This window comes from Streptomyces sp. NPDC007205 (assembly GCF_040634095.1).
Lineage (GTDB): Bacteria > Actinomycetota > Actinomycetes > Streptomycetales > Streptomycetaceae > Streptomyces.
Window position 1 is genome coordinate 224,874 of sequence record NZ_JBEYEW010000007.1, and the last position, 19,993, is coordinate 244,866.

General features: G+C 72.5%; 11 protein-coding genes. 7 read left to right on the plus strand and 4 right to left on the minus strand.

Annotation, left to right across the window (positions count from 1 at the left end; all coding sequences use genetic code 11):
* The first annotated feature begins 3 nt into the window (after nucleotides 1-3).
* From ABZ624_RS15155 to fxsT, 5 genes are all read left to right on the plus strand, one after another.
* Complete coding sequence (locus ABZ624_RS15155; protein ID WP_360087513.1) at nucleotides 4-3,492, plus strand: SAV_2336 N-terminal domain-related protein; 3,489 nt, start codon at nucleotides 4-6, stop codon at nucleotides 3,490-3,492.
* A 38-nt stretch (nucleotides 3,493-3,530) separates the two neighbouring features.
* Complete coding sequence (fxsA, locus tag ABZ624_RS15160) at nucleotides 3,531-3,713, plus strand: FxSxx-COOH cyclophane-containing RiPP peptide (RefSeq protein WP_360087516.1); 183 nt, start codon at nucleotides 3,531-3,533, stop codon at nucleotides 3,711-3,713.
* Nucleotides 3,714-3,840: 127 nt separating this feature from the next.
* The gene (locus ABZ624_RS15165; RefSeq protein WP_360087519.1) at nucleotides 3,841-5,034 is read left to right on the plus strand and encodes an FxsB family cyclophane-forming radical SAM/SPASM peptide maturase; all 1,194 of its coding nucleotides are present in this window, start codon (nucleotides 3,841-3,843) and stop codon (nucleotides 5,032-5,034) included.
* On the plus strand, nucleotides 5,034-6,455 hold the full coding sequence (locus ABZ624_RS15170; protein WP_360087827.1) for an HEXXH motif-containing putative peptide modification protein: 1,422 nt from the start codon (nucleotides 5,034-5,036) through the stop codon (nucleotides 6,453-6,455). The genes ABZ624_RS15165 and ABZ624_RS15170 overlap by 1 nt, the downstream gene beginning before the upstream one ends.
* A 128-nt stretch (nucleotides 6,456-6,583) precedes the next feature.
* Nucleotides 6,584-9,592: an FxSxx-COOH system tetratricopeptide repeat protein gene (gene fxsT / locus ABZ624_RS15175; protein WP_360087522.1), complete on the plus strand. Its 3,009-nt coding sequence runs from the start codon at nucleotides 6,584-6,586 to the stop codon at nucleotides 9,590-9,592.
* 71 nt (nucleotides 9,593-9,663) lie between these two features.
* On the opposite strand, the gene ABZ624_RS15180 is transcribed toward fxsT, so the two are convergent.
* From ABZ624_RS15180 to ABZ624_RS15195, 4 genes are all read right to left on the minus strand, one after another.
* On the minus strand, nucleotides 9,664-13,437 hold the full coding sequence (locus ABZ624_RS15180) for a multifunctional oxoglutarate decarboxylase/oxoglutarate dehydrogenase thiamine pyrophosphate-binding subunit/dihydrolipoyllysine-residue succinyltransferase subunit (protein WP_360087525.1): 3,774 nt from the start codon (nucleotides 13,435-13,437) through the stop codon (nucleotides 9,664-9,666).
* A gap of 302 nt (nucleotides 13,438-13,739) precedes the next feature.
* Nucleotides 13,740-14,855 (minus strand): HAMP domain-containing sensor histidine kinase, encoded by a 1,116-nt coding sequence (locus ABZ624_RS15185; RefSeq protein WP_360087527.1) that lies wholly within the window; start codon nucleotides 14,853-14,855, stop codon nucleotides 13,740-13,742.
* Nucleotides 14,852-15,592, minus strand: coding sequence for a response regulator transcription factor (locus ABZ624_RS15190; protein ID WP_031163266.1), 741 nt, complete (start codon nucleotides 15,590-15,592; stop codon nucleotides 14,852-14,854). The genes ABZ624_RS15185 and ABZ624_RS15190 overlap by 4 nt, the downstream gene beginning before the upstream one ends.
* Before the next feature lie 113 nt (nucleotides 15,593-15,705).
* Nucleotides 15,706-16,386: a spermidine synthase gene (locus ABZ624_RS15195; protein WP_360087529.1), complete on the minus strand. Its 681-nt coding sequence runs from the start codon at nucleotides 16,384-16,386 to the stop codon at nucleotides 15,706-15,708.
* Nucleotides 16,387-16,698: 312 nt separating this feature from the next.
* Between ABZ624_RS15195 and ABZ624_RS15200 the strand changes: the two genes are divergently transcribed.
* Entirely contained in the window at nucleotides 16,699-17,391 is a 693-nt protein-coding gene (locus ABZ624_RS15200; RefSeq protein ID WP_360087830.1) for a rhomboid-like protein, read from the plus strand.
* Nucleotides 17,392-17,532: 141 nt separating this feature from the next.
* Complete coding sequence (lon, locus tag ABZ624_RS15205) at nucleotides 17,533-19,953, plus strand: endopeptidase La (protein WP_360087532.1); 2,421 nt, start codon at nucleotides 17,533-17,535, stop codon at nucleotides 19,951-19,953.
* The last annotated feature ends 40 nt before the right edge of the window (nucleotides 19,954-19,993 follow it).

The window sequence follows — 19,993 nt, forward strand, 5'->3', positions numbered from 1 at the left end:
CCGATGCCCGACGCAGCGGCACGCCACGGCCCGGTCCCACCCGACCCGGCCGGCCGGTCCGGCCCGCCCCACCCGCCTGACCCCTCCGACGCGGCCGGTGGCGACCCGCTGGCCGAACTCGTGCGCCGGCTGCGGGAGATCGGGCTGGAGCCCGATGCCGAGGGGTTGAGTGACGCCTTGTGGCTGGCGCGCTGGGCGGGGGCGGACGGCGAGGGGGAGAGCGAGGGGAGGGGCGAGGGGAGGAGCGAGGGGACGGCCGGTGGTGCCCGGGTCTCGGTGTCCTCGGGGGAGGGAGCGGGCACCGGCACGCACGGGCAGGGCGGGACCGGTCCGGAGCGGCTCGGTGTGCCGGCCGCTCCATGGCAGGGGCCGCAGACGATCGACGCCGGGCCCGACCGCCGTGTGACGTTGTATCCGCTGCCCCGGGACAGCACCCCGAGCGCTCGCGGCGACGGGCGGATCGCGGCGCTGCCGGTCGGTGTGCCCGTCGCCCCGGCGCTGCCCGCACCCCTTGAACTCCAGCGCGCCCTGCGGCCGTTGCAGACCTACCGCAGTGCCGCGCCCGCGCTGCGCACGGTGCTGGACGAGACGGCCACGGCCGAGCTGAGCGCTCGCGCGGGCGGGCTGATCCTGCCCGTCCGGCGCGCCGTGACCCGCGGGGACGCCCGGCTCCAGCTGGTGCTGGACGGCGCGCCCTCGATGCGGGTGTGGGACCGGCTGTTCACCGAGCTGCACCAGGTGTTCGCCCAGTTGGGTGCCTTCGGTGACGTCCAGGTCAGCCATCTGCACGCCGGCCCGGACGGCGAGCCGGCGGTCAGCCGCAGCCCGGACGCCCAGGCGGCCCCGCTGCACGGCCTGGACCGGCTGAGCGACCCCACCGGGCGTCGGATCACCCTGCTGGTCAGCGACTGCGCGGGCCCGCTGTGGCGCAGTGGCCACGCGCACCGGCTGCTGCACCACCTGGCCCGGCTCGCTCCCGTCGCGGTGCTCCAGCCGCTCCCGCAGCGCCTGTGGAACCGCACCCGGCTGCCCGTGACGTACGGCGAACTGACCCGGGGCGACACCCTGGGCGGCACCGCACTGCGGGTGCGCACCCCCGACGGTGCCCCGGTGGTCGCGCCGCCGGGCGTGCTGCCCGTACCGGTGCTGCCGCCGGAGCCGGTGGCGCTCGGGGCGTGGGCCCGGCTGCTGTCCGGGGCCGGCACCGGACCGGTGCCGGGGGCCGTGGGCTGGGTGCGTGCGGACCAGCCGCCCGCGCCGAAGCCGCGCCGTACGCGCAGGCCGACGTCGGTGGAGCGGGTCAGCAGGTTCCGTTCCGCGGCCTCCCCGACCGCCGGCCGCCTCGCCGTGTATCTGGCCGCCGCCCCGCTGTGCCTGCCCGTGATGCAGCTGGTGCAGCGCACGATGCTGCCCGGCTCCGGCCCGTCCGAACTCGCGGAGGTGCTGCTCGGCGGCCTCGTCCAGCGCGCCGGGGAGGACTACGGGCAAGGTGACGTCCCGTGGTACGAGATGGACCCGGACGTGCGTGAGGCGCTGCTGTCGACGCTCGGCCGGGACGAGGCGGTGCTGGTCCTCAAGCACTGTTCCGAGTACATCGAGCAGCGCTTCGGCAAGGGCGGCGCCAACTTCCCGGCCCTGGCCCTCGCCCAGCTCGGCGGCGGCGACACGGCCGCGGCCGGCCGGGAGCCCGCCGAGCCCGGCCGGGAGTCCGCCGCACCCCGGGCGCGTGCCTACGCGCCCGTGCCGGGCTACTCCGCAGACCACGGCGACCACGGCGAGGCCACGCTGGTTCCGCAGCCCTTCGCCGAGGTCGCGGCCCGGGTACTGGAGCGCTTCATGCCGCTGCCGGAACAGTTCCGTCTCTACGGCCCCCGGGGCAACGGCGTCCCGTCCGGGGAGCGGCCCAGCCACCCGGCGGTGGTCCGGGCCCGTGACCTGCTCGCCCGGTTCGACACCGAGGGCATGGTGCAGGACGCGATCGACGCCGTACAGCTGCTGCGCGGCGCCACCGAGCACGAACGTCCGGCCGGTGCCGATCCCGGACTGTGGGCGGAGTACGCCTACGCCACGCTGCGGCTGTGGGAGGTGCAGGGCGGGGCCGAGCTGCTGCGGGAGGCGGAGTCGGCCGCCGAGCGGGCCGTGGCGCACCCGCACGCGCTGCGGGAGCGGGCGGCGCTGGCCCGGGTGCTGTGCGCGGCGGCCACCGACCGCAGGCGCCGCGGCGACCAGCACGGTGCCCTGGACCTGCTGAGCCGCGCCGACAGGGATTACGCGGTGGCCTGCGCCGCGCCCGGACTGGACCCGCAGGAGGCGCTGGGGCTGACCCTGGAGCGGGTGGGCGCGCTGGAGACGCAGTGGCGCCTCGGCGGTGACAGCGCCCTGCTCCAGGGCGCGGTCGGCATGCTGGAGGCGTTCGCCGACATCTGGCCGGACCGCCGGCACCGCCCGCCCGGACTGCCGCTCGCCCACGGCCGGCTCCTGCTGCGCCTGGCGGACGCCACGACCGACCCGGAGCAGGCCCGCGGTTACGCCGAGCAGGCCTCCCGGTCCCTGCGCGACGCGTTGGCGGCCGGGGAGCGGGACGGGGCGCCGGGCGGCGCCGACCGGGCGCGGGACGGCGTCCGCATCCGCCTCGACCTGGTCGACGCCCTGCTGGCGTCGGGCGGGGACCTGGCCGAGGCCCAGGACCGGCTGGACGAGGCGCTGGCGAGCACCACCCGGCGCAGCCTGCGCTCCCTGCTCCATGTGCGGGCCGGACGGGTCCGGGCCGCCCGGTACGCCGAGTCGGGCGAGCTGCGTGAACTGCGGGCCGCCGCCGACTCGTTCGCGCTGGCGGCGGCGGACATGCCGCGGGACGCGGCGGGTTACCCCGACGTCCTCGCCGAGTGGGGCGAGGCGCTGCTGCGCCGAGCCGGCGCGGAGAGCCCGGCCCGTGCCTGGGAGCCGCTGTCGCAGGCGATCCGCGTGCTGCGGGACTGCCGTACGGAGACGCCCACCGGCGGCCCGCACACGGCGTACCGGCTGCTGATGCTGGGCCGGGCGCTGATCCTGCGCTACGGGCTGCGCGGTGACCGGGTCGATCTGCGGGAGGCCGAGCACCTCTTCGGCCTGGCGGCGGCGGACGCGGACGATCCGCTGCTGTCCGCGCGCTGCCGGCTCCAGCTGGGACAGGCGCAGTACGAGGCCTACCGGAGCCTGGGCCGGCCCACCCGCCTCGACGACGCGGTGGACGCCTTCCGTTCGGCGGCCGAGTCGGCGCGGGAGGCCGAGGAGGAGGCCGAAACCGAGCGCAGGCGACTGGACGCGGTGGAGCTGGGTGCGCAAGCGCACCACTGGCGGGGTATGTCCTACGAGGCGGCCGCCCGCCCCCGCGCGGCTCGCGAGGCCTACCGGGCGGCGCGCGCCGAATGGTCGCGGCTGCCCGACGGCAGCCTCGGCACGGGCGGACCGACGGCGGCGGACACGGTGCTCCGGCTGGCCGAGCTGGAATGAGCACACGGGCAGGGGAGACAGGGGAGAGGGGAACGGGGATGAGCGCGACGGACGAGTCACCCGCACCGGAGAACGCCGGGCCGCCGCCGGATCTGGCGGCGCTGGACCTGGAGGAACTGCGCACCGTCGAGCATCCCGTCCTCAAGGAGGTGCTGGCGGGCCTGCGGGAGCGGGCGGAGCGCCCGAGCGAGATGCTCTGGGGCTTCAACAACTGCCTCTGATTGGTCAACCAGGAACAGAAAGAGACAACTTCAATCGCGCGGGGTTTGCGCCCGGCCACTTGCCGGGAATGCGCGTCCATACGCTCGTACCGCAGCCGGCGGGGGCCTACGGCATGGGGGTGCTGGAGTGTCCGGAAACACCGCCGCTCGACCGCCGGCCGTATCCCCCCGCCCCTTCCGGCAGTTCATCGTGAAGATGCACGGCCGCTGCAACCTCGCCTGCCGCTACTGCTACCTGTACGAGGGCCCCGACCACACCTGGCGCACCCGCCCGGCCGCCGCCCCCGCCGACGTCCTGCAGCGCACCGCCGACCGCATCGCCCGGCACGCCCACGGCCACGCCCTGACCACCGTCTCCCTCGTCCTGCACGGCGGGGAACCCCTGCTGGCCGGCGCGGACACCCTCGCCCGCTTCACCGACGACGTGCGCGCCCGCGTTCCCGCCGGCTGCACCGTCCAGGCCACCGTTCAGACGAACGCGACCCTGCTGACCCGCGAGCGGGCGGCCGTCCTCGCCCGGCACGGCATCCGCATCGGCATCAGCCTCGACGGCGGCAGCGCCGCGCACAACGCCCGCCGCGTCGACCACACCGGACGGCCCTCCTGGCCCGCCGCGGCACGCGGTGCCCGCCTGGTCGCCGAGCACTTCCCCGAGGCGTACGCCGGCCTCCTCACCGTCGTCGACCCCACGACCGACCCGGTCGACCTGTACGAGTCGCTGCTCGACCTTCACCCGCCCGCGCTGGACCTGCTGCTGCCGCACGGGAACTGGTCGGCGCCGCCACCGCACTGGGGCGGCACCCGCCACGGCGCCTGGCTGTGCCGCATCTTCGACCGCTGGTGGTCGGCCGGGCACCGGGAGACGCGGGTGCGGCTCTTCGAGGAGTGCCTGGCGCTGCTGCTCGGGCTGCCGGCCGCCACCGAGTCCCTCGGGCTCCAGCCCTTCGACGCCGTCGTGGTCGAGACGGACGGCTCGATCGAGCAGGTCGACTCGCTGAAGTCGGCCTACGAGGGCGCCGCCGAGACCGGTCTTGACGTCTTCCGGCACGACTTCGACCAGGCCCTGCGCCACCCCGGTGTCGCGGCACGCCAGGCCGGCCGGGCGGGCCTGGCCGACCGGTGCCGGGCCTGCCCGCTGGTCACGGTGTGCGGGGGCGGACACTACGCCCACCGGTACCGGGCCGGACAGGGCTTCCGTAACCCGTCCGTGTACTGCGCGGACCTGCAGCTCTTCATCCAGCACGTGGCCGGACGGCTGGCCCGGGACACCCGGGGCACCCGCCCCGCGGTCCCGGCCTCTCTCGAAGGGGGCACCCCGTGATACTTCCGGCGGTCCCGGACCGGGCACTTGCCGAACTAGGCCGCACCGAGGGCGGTCCCGACACCCTCGCGCTCCTCGTCCGCGACCAGGACACCCGGCGGCTGCTCATGCTGCGCGCCGTGCTCGACGCCGCCGAGGCGGCCGGCCCCGCCGTCTGCCCCGGCGCGGCCAAGGACCGGCTGCGGGACGACTGGGCGCTGCTGACGGCGGCCGACCGGGCCGCCGGCGGCGGCGCGCACTCCCCGGCCCGTGCGCGGCTCACCCACCCTCTGACGGGCCCCTGGGCCACGCGGTGCCTGACCGGGCTGAGCCCCCGTGACGGCCGGCCCACGCCGCACGGCCGCGGCGAACTCCTGCGCGACCTGGCGCACTTCAGTGCGGTCGCCGTGGTCGCGGCGGCCCGCGCCGGCCTGTCGTTCACCACCTGGCTCACCGCGCGCGAGGGCGTCCTCACCCTCCCCTCGCTCGGCGCCCTGCACACCGCCGAGCGGGCGGACGTACGGGTCGAGGTGCGCTGCGCCGACGGCCGGCTGACGCTCCGCCAACCCGGCGCGCCGCACGTCACCGTGCACCTGGAGCAGGGCACCGGTGCCTGGTCCGCGACCCCCGCCTGGACGCCGGCGTACGCCCTGCCCGGGCTGGTGCCCGGCGCCGGCCCCCTGCCCCTGGACGACCTCGACCCCTACCGCGTCCCGCCGCGCGAGGCGGGCCAGTACGCGCTGAGCGGCCCCGCGGCCCCCGACGACGCCGAACGCAAGCGATGGCTGCAGACCTGGTCCGGCACCGCCGCCGTGCTGCGCACCGGCGGCGAGCAGCGGCTCACCGAGGCGCTCGCCCTGCTGCGCTGCCTGGTCCCGCTGGAGCCGCCGCCCGGCGCCGACGGCCGCGGCAGCTGCAGCGCGACCCGGCGCGAGGCGTTCGGCGCGCTCCTCAGCAGCGCGCCCGCGACCCCGGTGGCCTTCGCCGCCACCCTCGTGCACGAGCTGCAGCACACCAAACTCGCCGCGCTCAGCGAGATGACGGAACTGCACCGGGCCGGCCCCGAGGCCCGCTACTTCGCGCCCTGGCGCCCCGACCCGCGGCCGTACGACGGTCTGCTCCAGGGCGCCTACTCCCATCTGGCGCTGGCGGACTTCTTCCAGCGCCGGGCGCTGGCGGACCCGGCCCGGCCGGAGTCCGCCTGGGCCGAACACGCCCGCTACCACGCCCAGGTCGGCGCGGCGCTGCCCGCGCTCGTCGGCTCGCCCGACCTGACACCGGTGGGCCGGCGCTTCGTCGACGGCATGGTCGCCGTCCACGAACGGCTCGCCGAGCGCCCGGCACCCCGGGGGTACACGGCGCGCGCACAGGCGTACATCAAAGCCGTACGCACCCTGTGGACACAGCGTCAGCCACCGGCACCCCCGCTCACGAATCGATGAAATGCCGACTTCCCGCTCTCCGCTGCGGGAAGATCGGCGGACCGAGGCGTACGCCCCTGCAGTCGCCGGACTCCCCAGGGCCGCGCCGAGGTTCTACGATTTCAGGACTACGTGCTGGAGGCCGCTGCATGTCTGAAGCTCGTACGCCGGTCCGCTCCACCGGGAAAGGGGCCGCGCGGCAGACCGTCACGATCAGCTTCGCCGGGTTCAACCGGCCCTGGGCGGCGTGGATCGGGGACCGGCTGGAGCGGCGCGGTCTGCGGGTGGTCTACCTGCGCTGGGACGCCCCGCCGGACCAGTCCCTGGCCGGCCTGCTGCGCGACCTCACCCTGGCCGAGGGCCGTACGCTGATCCTGGTCAGCGAGTGGTACTTCCAGCTCGGCCCGCGCACCCACGAGGAGTGGAACGCGGCCCTGCGCGAGGTCGTCGCCCCCGACCCGGCCAGGTTCGCCGCGGTGTCCGTCACCAACGCCTCCCTGCCCTCCGCCAGCGCCGCCCTCGCCCCGGCCGACCTCACCAACATGGGTGCCGACGAGGCCGAACGGCGCCTGCTGGACCGGCTGGACGTGCCGCTCGACACCCCCGTGACCGCGGACGTCACCCGCCCGGCCCCGCGCTTTCCCGCCTCGATGCCCGACGTCTGGGGCGGCGTACCGCGCCGCAACACCCGCTTCACCGGCCGCGAACCGCTCCTGAACGACGCCTACCACCTCCTCCAGGGCAGCGAGCCGGGCGCCGGCGTCCTCACGCTGCACGGCATGTCCGGCGTGGGCAAGACCCAGCTGGCCGCCGAGTACGCCTACCGGTTCGGCTCCGAGTACGACGTCGTGTGGTGGGTCGGCTCCGAGAAACGGGTCACCTACCGCCGCCTGCTCGCCGAACTGGCCCCCAAACTCGCCCTGTCCACCGGCCCCGAGTACGGCGAACGGCTGCGCGCCGTCCGGGACGCACTGCGCCGCGGCGACCCCCACTCCCGGTGGCTGCTGATCCTCGACGGCGCCGACGAGCCCGAGCAGATCTGGGACCTGGTCCCGACCGGCCCCGGCCATGTGATCATCACCTCCCGCAACCCCGAGTGGAGCGAGCACAACAGCAAACTGCTCGAAGTGCCCGTCTACGCCCGCGACGAGTCGGTGGCCTTCATCCGGCGCCGCGCGCCCCGGCTGACCGAGGCGGACGCGGACCAGCTGGCGGAGGCCCTGGAGGACCTGCCGCTGCTGCTGGACCAGACCGCGGGCTGGCTCAACGACTCCGACCTGTCCGTCGACGAGTACATCGCCCTCCTGGAGGGCGGCATCGACCAGGACGTGGTCAAGGTGTCGGCGGACTTCCCGCTCGCCTTCCAGACCGCGTGGTCGATACTGCTGAACAAACTCCGCGAAACCGTCCCCGAGTCGGTCGACCTGCTGCGCCTGTGCACCTTCTTCGCCCCCGGGTTCATCCCCGTCCGGCTGCTGAAGGAGATGTCCCACGACGACCTGCCCGAACAGATCGCCCGACTGCTGGACGACCCGCTGCTGTGGAACAAGGCGATCAACCAGCTCCGCCAGTACTCGGTCGTCCGACTGGAGTCGCACGAGGCGGCCCTGGACGAGACCGCCTCCGCGGGCGAGTCGGTCTATCTGCACCGCATGGTCCACCAGATCGTGCACAAGGACATGCCCGAGCGGGACCGGCGCGACTTCATCGAGGTCGTCCGCCGGGCCCTGGCCGAGGCGGACCCCGGCCGCCCCACCGACACCCGCAACTGGGACGTGTACGCGGAGATCGTGCCGCACCTGAAGTACGCCGACGTGCTGCAGAGCAAGGACCGCAAGGTACAGGCGCTGGTGCTGAACTGCCTGCGGTACATGCTCTTCGCGGGTGAGTACACCGCCGGCGTCAAACTCGGCGCGCGCGCCCTGCGTGCCTGGCGCCGTCTGCTCGGCGAGTCGCACCCCCGCGTGTGGGAGCTGACGTACCACTACGCCAACCTGACGCGCTCCGCCGGCCGTTTCCAGGAGACCGAGGCCATCGACCGGGCGGCGATGGAGCAACTCCGCCGGGACCGCGGCGAGCACGACCTGGACCATCTGCGGATGGCCGGCGGTCTCGCCGCCGACCTGCGCGAACTCGCCCAGTACGAGGACGCTCTCGCACTGGACCAGTGGCTCTACCCGACCTACCGCGACCTCTTCGGCGAGCAGGACTCGCGCACCCTCAACGCCCTGAACAACCTCGGCTACACCATGCGGCTGCTGGGCCGCTACGAGGAGGCCAGGAGCATCGACCTGCAGACGCTGGAGGCCCGCCGCCTGCTGCTCAAGGGCCGGCATCCCTGGACCCTGTTCTCCGAGGCGTCCTACGCGATCGACATGCGCCTGCTGGGCCGGTACTCCGAGGCCGATTCCGCCCAGACGAAGAACGTGCACGAATACCACCGCGTCATGGGCCGGGACCACCAGAGCACCCTGCGCGCCGAGCACAACCTGGCCCTGTGCAAACTGCGCGGCGGTGACCGTGCCACCGCGGGGGAACTGCTCACCCACGTCCTGGAGGGCTACGAGCGCAAACTGGGCGACACCCATGTGCACACCCTGGCCGCCGCGGTCAGCCAGAGCTGCTTCGCCCGCGAACACGGCGACATCGACCAGGCCCGCGAGGCCAGCGAGTCCATCATCGCCCGCTACGAGATGCTGCTGTCCGAAGGCCACCCCTTCCTCATCGGGGCCCGCGCCAACCACGCCCTGGTCCTGCGCAGCGTCGGCGAGCGGGAGCACGCGCACGCGGTCATCGAGGAGGCGCTGGCCGGTATGACCGCGGCCCTCGGCGAGAGCCACCCGCACACCCTCGGCTGCGCCATCAACGCCTCGGCCCTGCGCAACCTCGTCGGCGAGCCCGAGTCCGCCGCCGAACTCAGCAGGGTCACCAGCATCAGGGCCACCGAGATCCTGGGCCGCACCCACCCCCTCACCCTCTCCGCCCGCATCGCCCACGCGGCCGACCTACGCGCCCTCAGAGACCGTCAGCAGGCCGAGAAGGTCGAACAGGAGGCCCTCTCCGACCTGGCCGCCACACTGGGCCCCCAACACATCCACACCCTCTCGGCCCGCTCCCGCAACCGCCCCTACTGGGACTTCGAACCGCAGGCGAACTGAACAGACGAAGGGCCCGGTACCGAGTGAGAACTCGGCACCGGGCCCCTGCTGTCGGGCGAACCGCCTGAGGCCTACGCCTCGAACACCTCACGCACCAGCTGCTCCTGCTCCGCCTGGTGGCGCTTGGCCGAACCCACCGCCGGGGACGAGCCGTGCGGACGCGAGATGCGCCGCAGCCGCTCGCCGTGCGGGACGTCCGCGCCGACCGCCAGGTCCAGGTGGTCGATCAGGTTGAGCGCGATGAACGGCCAGGCACCCTGGTTCGCCGGCTCCTCCTGCGCCCACAGGTACTTCTCGGCGTTCGGGTACTTCTTGATCTCCGCCTGCAGCTCGGCACCCGGCAGCGGGTACAGCCGCTCGATGCGGATGATCGCCGTGTCGGTCACGCCGCGCTTGACCCGCTCGGCCTCCAGGTCGTAGTAGACCTTGCCGGCGCAGAAGACGACCTTGCGGACGGCGGCCGGGTCGACCGTGCTGTCGCCGATGACCGGGCGGAACTCGCCGCTCGTGAACTCCTCCGCCTTCGAGGCCGCGGCCTTCAGACGCAGCATCGACTTCGGGGTGAAGACGATCAGCGGCTTGTGGTGCGGGTTGTGCACCTGCCACCGCAGAAGGTGGAAGTAGTTCGACGGCAGGGTCGGCATGGCGACCGTCATGTTGTTCTGCGCGCACAGCTGCAGGAACCGCTCGGGACGCGCGGACGAGTGGTCCGGGCCCTGGCCCTCGTAGCCGTGCGGCAGGAGCAGGACGACGCCGGAGGTCTGGCCCCACTTCTGCTCGGCCGAGGAGATGAACTCGTCGACGACCGTCTGCGCGCCGTTGGTGAAGTCACCGAACTGCGCCTCCCACATCACGAGCGACTCGGGACGGGCCAGCGAGTAGCCGTACTCGAAGCCCATCGCCGCGTACTCGGAGAGCAGGGAGTTGTAGACGTTCAGCCGCGCCTGGTCCTCGGAGAGGTACTGCAGCGGGGTGTACTCCTCGCCGGTCTCCCGGTCGATCAGCACCGCGTGGCGCTGGCCGAAGGTGCCGCGCTGGGAGTCCTGGCCCGCCAGACGCACCGGGGTGCCCTCCAGCAGCAGGGAGCCGACGGCGAGGGTCTCGCCCATGCCCCAGTCGATCGTGCCGTCCTCGACCATCGTCGCGCGGCGCTGCAGCTGCGGCTGCAGACGCGGGTGGACGGTGATGTTGTCGGGGACGTTGACCTGGGACTCGGCGATCCGCTTGACGACCTCGGCGGAGACCGCGGTCGGCACCGCGACCGGGAAGCCGTCCTGCGGCACCTGGACGTCACCGGCGGCCGGCTGCGAGGTGGCCTCGCGGACCTCGGTGAAGACCTTCTCCAGCTGGCCCTGGTAGTCCTGCAGGGCCTGCTCGGCCTCTTCCAGGGTGATGTCGCCGCGACCGATGAGGGACTCGGTGTAGAGCTTGCGCACCGAGCGCTTCTTGTCGATCAGGTCGTACATCAGCGGCTGGGTGAAGGCCGGGTTGTCCGACTCGTTGTGACCGCGGCGGCGGTAGCAGATGAGGTCGATCACCACGTCCTTGTTGAACGCCTGGCGGAACTCGAAGGCCAGCCGCGCGACGCGGACCACGGCCTCCGGGTCGTCGCCGTTCACGTGGAAGATCGGGGCCTCGATCATGCGGGCCACGTCCGTGGCGTACATGGAGGAACGCGAGGACTCGGGCGCGGCCGTGAAGCCGACCTGGTTGTTGATGACGATGTGGACCGTGCCGCCGGTGCGGTAGCCGCGCAGCTGCGACATGTTCAGGGTCTCGGCCACCACGCCCTGGCCCGCGAAGGCCGCGTCGCCGTGGATCGCCACCGGCAGGACCGTGAAGTCCGTGCCGCCCTTGTTGATGATGTCCTGCTTGGCGCGGGCGACGCCCTCCAGGACCGGGTCGACCGCCTCCAGGTGCGAGGGGTTGGCCACGAGCGAGACCTTGATCTGCTCGCCGTCGAGGCCGGTGAAGGTGCCCTCGGCGCCCAGGTGGTACTTCACGTCGCCGGAGCCGTGCATCGACTTCGGGTCGAGGTTGCCCTCGAACTCGCGGAAGATCTGCGCGTACGACTTGCCGACGATGTTCGCCAGCACGTTCAGCCGGCCGCGGTGGGCCATGCCGATGACGACCTCGTCCAGGCGCGACTCGGCCGCGGAGTCGATGACCGCGTCCAGCAGCGGGATGACGGACTCGCCGCCCTCCAGCGAGAAGCGCTTCTGGCCGACGTACTTCGTCTGCAGGAAGGTCTCGAAGGCCTCCGCCGCGTTCAGCCGGCGCAGGATGCGCAGCTGCTCCTCGCGCTCGGGCTTCGAGTGGCCGCGCTCGACGCGGTCCTGGATCCACTTGCGCTGCTTGGGGTCCTGGATGTGCATGAACTCGATGCCGGTGGTGCGGCAGTACGAGTCGCGCAGCACGCCGAGGATGTCGCGCAGCTTCATCATCGACTTGCCGGCGAAGCCGCCGACGGCGAACTCGCGCTCCAGGTCCCACAGGGTGAGGCCGTGCTCGACGATGTCCAGGTCCGGGTGCTTGCGCTGGCGGTACTCCAGCGGGTCGGTGTCGGCCATGACGTGGCCGCGGACCCGGTAGGAGTGGATCAGCTCGAAGACGCGGGCGGCCTTGGTGACGTCGTCGTCGTGGCTGGCGTCGATGTCCTTGAGCCAGCGGACCGGCTCGTAGGGGATGCGCAGCGCCTCGAAGATGTCGTCGTAGAAGCCGTTCTCGCCGAGCAGCAGGTTCGCGACCTGGCGCAGGAACTCGCCGGAGGCGGCGCCCTGGATGACCCGGTGGTCGTAGGTCGACGTGAGCGTCATGACCTTCGAGATGCCGAGCTTGTTCAGGGTGTCCTGGCTGGTGCCCTGGAACTCCGCCGGGTAGTCCATGGAGCCGACGCCCATGATGACCGACTGGCCGGGCATCAGACGCGGCACGGAGTGGACGGTGCCGAGACCGCCGGGGTTGGTCAGGGAGACCGTCACACCGGTGAAGTCGTCCATCGTCAGCTTGCCGTCACGGGCGCGGCGGACGATGTCCTCGTAGGCCTGCCAGAACTCGAAGAAGTTCAGCGTCTCGGCCTTCTTGATGGCGGCCACGACGAGCTGGCGGTCGCCGTTGGGCTTGACCAGGTCGATGGCCAGGCCCAGGTTGACGTGCGCCGGCTTGACGAGGGTCGGCTTGCCGTCCTTCTCGCCGAACGCGTAGTTCATCGCCGGCATGGCCTTGATGGCCTGCACCATCGCGTACCCGATCAGGTGCGTGAAGGAGATCTTCCCGCCGCGGGCGCGCTTGAGGTGGTTGTTGATGACGATGCGGTTGTCGAACAGCAGCTTCACCGGGACCGCGCGGACCGAGGTGGCGGTCGGCAGCTCCAGCGAGGCGTTCATGTTCTTGGCGACGGCGGCGGCCGGGCCGCGCAGCGTGACCAGCTCCGGGCCCTCGGGGGCCTGGGCGGCGGGGGCGGGCTTCTCCTTCGCCTTCGGCTGGGCCGGCGCCTGTGCGGGCGTCGCCGGCTTGGCCGGGGCTGGGGCCGCGGCCTTCGCCGCGGGAGCGGGGGCCGGGGTGGCCGGCTTCGGTGCCGCGGCGGCCGGCGCGGGCGCGGCCGGGGCCGGCGCGCTCTGGGCCTGTGGAGCCGTGGTGGTCTCTGCGGCCCCCGCGGCCGCAGCACCGGGCTTGTAGTCGGCGAAGAAGTCCCACCAGGCGCGGTCTACCGAATTCGGGTCCTGGAGGTACTGCTGATAGATCTCGTCGACGAGCCACTCGTTCGGACCGAACGCGGCAGCGGGGTTCTTCCCGGCTTGGTCGTCGGTGGAGATGCTCGAGTTACTGGGGGACTGTGGCGACACGGCGGCAACCGCCCTCTTCCGCTTCACAAGGTGATGGACAGCGGGAATAAAGGCTACGCCTCCACAGCCGGGAAGGTCAGGTCGAGCAAGGTCATCGTCGCGTAAGTCACATCGGAAATCTTGTTTCAGGGCTTGATATGGCGGGAAACAAGCGTGGTTCCGCGTGTGAGAGGGTGCACCGGCCCGGCCCGGCGCGCCTGCGTTCGACGGGTGGCGGGGGCCTGCCTCTGATCACACGTGTCCAGCTGCACGGCAACGGCAGCGACCGTCGTGGATCTTGTGCTTCCGCCTCGGACTTTACGTCAACTTGGGGCGGAAGTCAGTCCCGGAAGAGTGATGATGATCCGGCAGCCGCGCTCGGATTCGGCCACACCGATCCGGCCGCCGTGCAGATCCACCGCCCAGCGGGCGATCGCCAGCCCCAGGCCCGTGCCGCCGTCGCTGCCCGGGCCGTGCGGCCGGGTCACCGCGCCCCGGTTGAACCGCTCGAACACCTTGTGCCACTCCGACCGGGGGATGCCCGGACCCTCGTCCAGGACCTCCAGCTCCAGCGACTCCGGCTGCGGTCCGCGCCGCGCCTTCACCGTCACCCGGCCGTGCGGCGGGCTGTGCTTGACCGCGTTGTCGATCAGGTTGGCGACGACCTGGTGGATGCGCTCGGGATCCGCGTGCGCGGTCAGCTCCGGCGGGGAGACGTCCAGGTGCAGATGGACGTCGGTGCGGGTGTGGCTGCCGGAGCCGGAGGCGATGCCGGCGCGCGCCGAGGCCACCATGTTGGCCTCCTTCAGCACGCCCGACAGGTACGGCCACACCTCGAAACGCCGCATCTTCAGCGGGATGACGCCGTTGTCGAGCCGGGACAGGTCGAGCAGGGTCTCCACCAGCCGGCCGAGCCGCTCGGTCTGCTTCAGGGCCGTCCGCATGGTCTCGGGGTCGGCCTCGGTGACCCCGTCCACGATGTTCTCCAGCACGGCCCGCAGCCCGGCGATGGGGGTCCGCAGCTCGTGCGAGACGTTCGCGACCAGCTCTTTTCGCTGGCTGTCCTGGGTCTCCAGCTCGTCCGCCATGACGTTGATCGTCCGGGCGAGGTCACCCAGCTCGTCCCGGCGGCCCTCGCTCACCCGCCGGGTGTAGTCACCCTCGGAGATCGACCGCGCCACCGTGTTCATCTCGTCCAGCGGCATCGTGAGCGAATGCGCCACGAACTGCGTGATCAGCAGGGTGGCGATCATCGAGAAGACCGTGATGAAGCGCAGCTCGGTCTTGGTGTGCACGGCGACGATCGACAGTCCGGTGGTGATCAGCACCGATATGACGACCAGCGCACCCAGCTTGGTCTTGATCGAGAACGGGCGTACGCCGCCCCAGGGATCCTCCCCGGGGCTCCTCCGTGCGGCCTGCCGCCCGCCACCGCTCATGGGGTGGGCGTCTCCAGCGCGTACCCGACGCCGTGCACCGTACGGATCCGCTCGGCGCCGATCTTCCGGCGCAGCGCCTTGATGTGGCTGTCGACCGTACGGGTGCCGGAGGCGTCCGCCCAGTCCCACACCTCGGCGAGCAGCTGCTCACGGGAGAGCACCGCGCGCGGGGTGTTCGCCAGGCACACCAGCAGGTCGAACTCGGTGGGCGTCAGATGGACGTCCTCGGATTTCACCCGCACCCGGCGCTGCGCGTGGTCGATCTCCAGCTCGCCGAGGCGCAGGATCCCGCTGCGGGGCGTCGCGGCGGCCAGGGCCGCCCGCTCCACCCGCCGCAGCAGCACATGCACCCGCGCGGCCAGCTCCCGCATCGAGAACGGCTTGGTCATGTAGTCGTCCGCGCCGACCCCGAGACCGACCAGCATGTCCGTCTCGTCGTCCCGCGCGGTCAGCATCAGCACCGGCACCGGACGCTGTGCCTGCACCCGCCGGCAGACCTCGAGGCCGTCGAAGCCCGGCAGCATGATGTCGAGGATCAGCAGATCGGGCTGCCATGCCTCGGCCGTGTCGACGGCTGCCGGGCCGTCCGACGCGGTTTGCACGAGAAATCCCTCGGCGCGCAGCCGGGCCGCGATGGCGTCGACGATCGTGGGGTCGTCCTCGACGACCAGGACCCGGCGCTGTGCGCCCGGGGTGGTCGTCGCCGCGCCGCTCTGGGAGGTGTGTGTCTGCTCCATCGCCCGCCCCTGCTTGTTGCTTTCCGGAACCAGTGGGGTGATCCCATGTCTGCGATTGACGCTTGAATGATCCGCGTCAGGGCAGCACATTACGGGGATCCGTCGTGCTGTCGCTATCCAGGTCGGACGCCGAGGTGCACGGCGTCCGGAACGCCCCGGGCAACGGGGACCTCTTCGGTACGCACCTGCCGGAACCCGGCATTCCGCATGGTTCCTTCAAATTCCGGAGAGGGTTCGGCGGACCATACGGCCAGCACCCCACCCGGCCTCAACACCCGTGAGCAGGCGGCGAGTCCGTCCGGCGAGTAGAGACTGCCGTTGTCCTCCGTGACGGTCCAGCCGGGGCCGTTGTCGATGTCCAGGCAGAGCGCGTCGAACGTGTCGGATGTCTCATGGACGAACGCCACGAGGTCGTCCTGCACGATTTCGGTGCGCGGATCGCCGAGCGCACCGGCGGAGACCTGTGCCAGCGGACCGTCCCGGTGCCAGTCGACGACGGCGGGCTCCCGCTCGACGACGGTGATCCGCCCCCACCTGGGGTCGGCCGCCGCATGTGCGAGTGAGAATCCCACGCCCAGGCCGCCGATCAGCACGGCCGGCTCCGGCCGCCCGTCCAGCGCGCCGTACGCGGCGTCCACCAGGAGGCGCTCCGAGCGGCCGTCGGAGGTGTCCATCAGAAAACAGCCGTTGGCGATGATCTGCAGCAGCTTTCCGTGCCGGCGCAGCACCACCTCGCCGTACGGGCCGTCGCGCCGGTCGAGGATCGCGGGAGAGTCGTACACGGCAGCAGTCATGCTCCCATCCTGCTTGAACGTGCCCTGCCCTTCACGGGAATTGCGGAGGACACGCGCACGCTGCCGGCATCGGATCGGAGGCGGACGCATCCGGCACGTGAGAGGTTGCTGTGAATCCGCTCTCGCGTGGCGTCGGTCATAGACAGCGGACCGCGCAACGCGAAGGGTGGGGCGCGAAGGAAGGAGCGCCACACTGTGGAACCGATCGTGACGGGCCCTGTTTCGGCCGCGTCCGCGCCCCTGCCGGGCGCTCCGCTCACCGACGGCGGCGTCGTCGTCCCGGCACCCGCGCTCGCGGACCTGCTGGACGGCATGCCGCGCCAGCGGCACGCCGCGGCCCCCGTCTGCGACCCCGCCTCCGCCCCCGCCGACACGCGCCCTGCCGTGCGCGTCCCGCGACTGTGGCGCCTGCTGCCCACGCCCACCGGCACCCCGTTCACCTTCTCCTACGGAGCCGTCCTGGCCGTCACCTCGGTGATCGCGGCCCTGGCCGACCCGGGCCTGGTGTACGCCCTCTACCAGAACTCCAGCACGGACGTCGCCCACCTGGTGCGCACCCCCGTGCTGGTGCTGCTGGCGAGCGCCCTGTGGAGCGCGGGCGGCGTCCTCTCGCCGTACGCGCTCGCGTTCGTGCTGGTGCTCACCGCGCTCGAACGGCGCATAGGCGGCGCGCGGGCGGCCTGCGTCTTTCTGGCCGGCCACGTCCTGGCCACCCTGGCCACCGAGGTCCCGGTCGGCCTGGCCGTCCTGTTCGGCCACCTCCCCGGCACCTCGCTGCACCGCCTCGACTACGGCATCAGCTTCGGCGTCGCCGCCAGCACCGGCGCCCTGGCCGGCCTCCTGGGCCCCTGGCTCCGCTGGCCCGTACTCGCCCTCACGACCGGCCTCCTCCTGAACGACCTGATCGCCTTCGAGGACCCGATGACGAACTGGGGCCACCTGATCGCGCTGACGATAGGCGTAGCGGGCTGGCCTCTTGTCCGCCGGTGGCGCCAGGCGCCGTGAGGCGCCCGCACACGCGAACGCTCATGGCTGGGCACCCCCTTGGGCGAACGTGATCGCTCACAGCGAACAAGCGAAGGGAACATCAGCGCACCCCTAACAGTTGAGTCGGCATAGCTCAACTTGACTGCCGAAGGGGAGATCATGGCTGCTGAGTCACCGGCGTTCACGCTCGTCCTGCCCGTGCTGCCGCTCGACGACGAGGTCGTACTGCCCGGCATGGTGGTTCCGCTGGACCTGAGCGACGCCGAGGTGCGGGCCGCGGTGGAGGCCGCACAGGCCGCCGCCCGGTCCGCGCCCGGAAAGCCCAAGGTGCTGCTGGTGCCACGGATCGACGGCACATACGCGAAGACCGGTGTGCTGGGCACCGTCGAGCAGGTCGGCCGGCTGGCCGACGGTGACCCGGGGGCTCTGGTCCGCGGCCGCGGCCGGGTGCGGATCGGCGCCGGCACCACCGGACCCGGCGCGGCCCTGTGGGTCGAGGGTGCCCGCATCGACGAAAGCGTCCCCGACCCGCTGCCGGGTCAGGTCGCGGACCTCGTCAAGGAGTACAAGGCGCTCGCCACCACCTGGCTGAAGAAGCGCGGCGCCTGGCAGGTCGTGGACCGCGTCCAGGCCATCGACGACGTCTCCGCGCTTGCCGACAACTCCGGCTACTCGCCGTTCCTCACCACCGAACAGAAGGTCGAACTGCTGGAGACCGCCGACCCGGTGGCCCGGCTGAAGCTCGCCGCGCAGCAGCTCCGCGACCACCTCGCCGAGCAGGACGTGGCCGAGACCATCGCCAAGGACGTCCAGGAGGGCGTCGACAAGCAGCAGCGCGAGTTCCTGCTCCGCCGCCAGCTGGAGGCCGTCCGCAAGGAACTGCGCGAGCTGAACGGCGAGTCGGAGGGTGAGGAGTCCGACGACTACCGCGCCCGCGTGGAGGCCGCCGACCTGCCGGAGAAGGTCCGCGAGGCCGCCCTGAAGGAGGTCGACAAGCTGGAGCGGGCCTCCGACCAGTCGCCCGAGGGCTCCTGGATCCGGACCTGGCTGGACACGGTCCTCGAACTCCCGTGGAACGCCCGCACCGAGGACGTGTACGACATCCAGGGCGCCAAGGCGGTCCTGGACGCCGAGCACGCGGGCCTTCAGGACGTGAAGGAGCGCATCATCGAGTACCTCGCGGTGCGCAAGCGGCGCGGTGAGCGCGGGCTCGGCGTGATCGGCGGCCGGCGCGGCGGTGCCGTACTCGCCCTGGTCGGACCCCCTGGCGTCGGAAAGACGAGTCTGGGCGAAAGCGTGGCCCACGCCATGGGCCGCGAGTTCGTCCGCGTGGCCCTCGGCGGCGTCCGCGACGAGGCCGAGATCCGCGGCCACCGCCGTACGTACGTCGGTGCGCTGCCCGGCCGGATCGTACGGGCGATCAAGGAGGCCGGGTCCATGAACCCGGTGGTCCTGCTGGACGAGATCGACAAGGTGGGATCCGACTACCGCGGCGACCCGGCCGCGGCCCTGCTCGAAGTCCTGGACCCGGCGCAGAACCACACCTTCCGGGACCACTACCTGGAGGTCGAACTCGACCTGTCGGACGTGGTCTTCCTGGCCACCGCCAACGTCCTGGAGGCCATCCCGGAGGCGCTCGCCGACCGTATGGAGATCGTCCGCCTGGACGGCTACACCGAGGACGAGAAGGTCGTCATCGCCCGCGACCACCTGCTCCCGCGCCAGCTGGAGCGGGCGGGACTCGGCAAGGACGAGGTCACCCTGGACGAGAGCGCCCTGCGCAAGCTGGCCGGCGAATACACGCGCGAGGCCGGCGTGCGCACCCTGGAGCGCTCGGTCGCACGCCTGCTCCGCAAGGTCGCGGCCCAGCACGAACTCGGCGAGCGGGATCTGCCGTTCACCGTCCGGGACGAGGACCTGCGCGGCCTGATCGGGCGTCCGCACCACGTGCCCGAGTCCGCCCAGGACCCGGCCGAGCGCCGTACGTCCGTCCCGGGTGTGGCGACCGGCCTCGCGGTCACCGGCGCCGGCGGTGACGTCCTCTTCGTGGAGGCGTCCCTCGCCGACCCGGAGACGGGCGCGGCGGGCCTGACCCTGACCGGTCAGCTCGGTGACGTGATGAAGGAGTCCGCGCAGATCGCGCTGAGCTTCCTGCGCAGTCACGGCGCCGAACTGGAGCTCGCGGTCGGCGACTTGAAGGACCGGGGCGTGCACATCCACTTCCCGGCGGGCGCGGTCCCGAAGGACGGCCCGAGCGCCGGCATCACGATGACGACGGCGCTGGCGTCGCTGCTCAGCGGACGGCTCGTCCGCACGGACGTGGCGATGACGGGCGAGGTCTCACTGACCGGCCGCGTGCTGCCCATCGGGGGCGTGAAGCAGAAGCTGCTCGCCGCGCAGCGTGCCGGGGTGACCACCGTGATCATCCCCAAGCGCAACGAGCCCGACCTGGACGACGTCCCGGCCGAGGTGCTGGACAGGCTCGACGTCCACACCGTGACCGACGTCCGCCAGGTCCTGGACCTGGCTCTCGCGCCCGCGACGAACGGGGCGACGCCGGAGGTTCCGGTAGCGGCGTGACGGACGCTGCCGGACGAGTGAGGGCCCGGGTCCCGTGAGG

Excerpts from the sequence above, each read along its gene's own strand:
- lon (WP_360087532.1), top strand. The coding sequence starts at position 17,533 with ATGGCTGCTGAGTCACCGGCGTTCACGCTCGTCCTGCCCGTGCTGCCG.
- ABZ624_RS15200 (WP_360087830.1), top strand. The coding sequence starts at position 16,699 with ATGCCGCGCCAGCGGCACGCCGCGGCCCCCGTCTGCGACCCCGCCTCC.
- ABZ624_RS15185 (WP_360087527.1), bottom strand. The coding sequence starts at position 14,855 with ATGAGCGGTGGCGGGCGGCAGGCCGCACGGAGGAGCCCCGGGGAGGAT.
- fxsT (WP_360087522.1), top strand. The coding sequence starts at position 6,584 with ATGTCTGAAGCTCGTACGCCGGTCCGCTCCACCGGGAAAGGGGCCGCG.
- ABZ624_RS15195 (WP_360087529.1), bottom strand. The coding sequence starts at position 16,386 with ATGACTGCTGCCGTGTACGACTCTCCCGCGATCCTCGACCGGCGCGAC.
- fxsA (WP_360087516.1), top strand. The coding sequence starts at position 3,531 with ATGAGCGCGACGGACGAGTCACCCGCACCGGAGAACGCCGGGCCGCCG.
- ABZ624_RS15190 (WP_031163266.1), bottom strand. The coding sequence starts at position 15,592 with ATGGAGCAGACACACACCTCCCAGAGCGGCGCGGCGACGACCACCCCG.
- ABZ624_RS15155 (WP_360087513.1), top strand. The coding sequence starts at position 4 with ATGCCCGACGCAGCGGCACGCCACGGCCCGGTCCCACCCGACCCGGCC.